3 protein-coding genes are annotated in these 1,832 nt (G+C 64.0%); 1 reads left to right on the forward strand and 2 read right to left on the reverse strand.

Going from position 1 to position 1,832, the window contains the following annotated elements; all coding sequences use genetic code 11:
• Positions 1-122: 122 nt before the first annotated feature.
• Positions 123-548 carry an MmcQ/YjbR family DNA-binding protein gene (locus tag HKK72_RS38930; protein WP_187239380.1) on the reverse strand — a complete coding sequence of 142 codons (426 nt, stop codon included), beginning with the start codon at positions 546-548 and terminating at the stop codon, positions 123-125.
• A 129-nt stretch (positions 549-677) separates the two neighbouring features.
• Positions 678-1,067, reverse strand: coding sequence for a VOC family protein (locus tag HKK72_RS38935; RefSeq protein ID WP_187239381.1), 390 nt, complete (start codon positions 1,065-1,067; stop codon positions 678-680).
• A gap of 269 nt (positions 1,068-1,336) precedes the next feature.
• Here HKK72_RS38935 and HKK72_RS38940 point away from each other — a divergent pair, with 269 nt between their 5' ends.
• Positions 1,337-1,807: a MarR family winged helix-turn-helix transcriptional regulator gene (locus HKK72_RS38940; RefSeq protein WP_261987614.1), complete on the forward strand. Its 471-nt coding sequence runs from the start codon at positions 1,337-1,339 to the stop codon at positions 1,805-1,807.
• Positions 1,808-1,832: the final 25 nt, after the last annotated feature.

The following is a 1,832-nucleotide window of genomic DNA, read 5'->3' on the forward strand; positions in this document are numbered from 1 at the left end:
CCACCCGGCAGCGCACCATGCAGGCTAGAGCCCCGGGAACTTCATCTGCATGATCAGGTGCACTGATCTGCCGCGCTGAGTACGAGGTGTTCCGCAGCGTGGAGCACGTGGCGAGACGATGATCACGTTGGGGGGTGAGCGTTCAGCCAGGCTGAAGCTCGGCGGGCTGACGCGCGTGACAACCACGCGTCCTGAACTATCTCTGCCAGTTCGTCCCGGGTGAGCTCACCGATGCGGCTGGCCCGCAGCAGCACAGAGAGGTGGCCGTTGAAATGCGCGGTGGTGAAAAACGGCGATGCCTCGTCCTGCACCAACGCCTGCTTGTCTTCTTCGGACGCAATCCAGAAAACGATCACATCCCGATAGCGTTCCCCCGTCTCGGGATCGACCGCATCAGGCCGCGGATTGCGGAAGAAGATAAACGACTTCCCACCCACTTGGTAGATCGGATTGTCACCGGTCCCGGGGTAAACGGTGACATGTGGCATAGCCAGAGCAAGCTCGTGCACGTCCTCGACCCGGGCGGGCCGACTTTCGTCGTCGGGCATGGCCTCAGCGTAGGCGGCGCAGCGCTCGGGCAACGTCGGGATTCTCCATCTTTGGAGGCGCCCTCATCGTGTTCGCGTGAGCGTGGGTAGGCGACCGGAAGTAGGTCTGGCGCGGTGTGCGGCCTCCGATCAGGGGCGGCGACCCGCAAGGACGCAGAACTCGTTCCCCTCCGGGTCGGCAAGACAGACCCAGCTCTCATCGCCGGTTTGGCCGACATCGGCGTGTCGAGCACCTAGGTCGAGCAGGCGACGGACCTCTTCGTCTTGCTCCCTGTCGGTTGGGTTGACGTCGAGGTGCAGCCTGTTCTTGACGGTCTTGCCCTCGGGTACGTGCGCGAATGTCAACGTCGGTGGCACTGGGCCAAGGCGGTTCTTGCCTTCAGACACCCTAGGGGAGCCAATTGTGACAATTCCGTCGTCTTCGTCTTGCACCTCGTAGTCAAGGACCGAGCACCAGAACCGGGCGAGACCGTTGGGATCGGCACAGTCGATCGCAAGCTCGGTGAACTTACTGGTCATGCCAGGACCTCCCAGTCAAGTAGCGGGTCCGCCAAAGGCCACACGCTGATCGCAGTGTTCGACGGCGAGGTAAGCCGCGCGTGGCGTGCGTTCGTCAAGGGCCTGGTGGGGTCGCAGAATATTGTAGGTGCGGCGGGACAGGTTGACTTCGACGCCGAGGACACCCCATGCCGACGTGCTGGGGCGTCGAACGATGTGACGACGGCTGCGTGCATGACGACCTCCCGATAATGCTTGGTAATGCAAACCATGTCAATTAGGGTGATGGCATGGGTACGGAACCGATCCATCTCGACGAACCGCCGAACATGCACGACGCAGAGGCCGATCCGGACGGGGAGGCGCTCGTCGACGCGCTCGCGCAGAGCGCGTTCGTGGTGATGGGCGTGCTCACCCGGATCGGAGCGGAACACGAGCTGTCGCTCACCCAGCTCCGGGTGTTCGGGATCCTGCGAGACCGCAGACCCCGGATGGCGGAGCTGGCGGACTTCCTCGGGCTCGACAAGTCGACGATTTCCGGTCTGGTCGACCGCGCCGAGCAGCGGGGGCTGCTCGAACGCGGCAAGAACGCCGACGACGGCCGCGTCGTCGACGTGTTCATGACCGCCGCTGGCCTCGAGCTCGCCGAACGTGTGCACGCCCAGGTGCGTCGCGCACTCGCCCCCACCACGGGCCGTCTCGATGCGAAGGAGCGTCGCACGCTCACACGGCTCCTTGAACGGATGCTCGGGTCAGCATGAAAGTGAGACCGGGCCTGGTATGCGG

The organism is Actinomadura sp. HBU206391, assembly GCF_014323665.1.
In the GTDB taxonomy this organism is placed as follows: domain Bacteria; phylum Actinomycetota; class Actinomycetes; order Streptosporangiales; family Streptosporangiaceae; genus Actinomadura_C.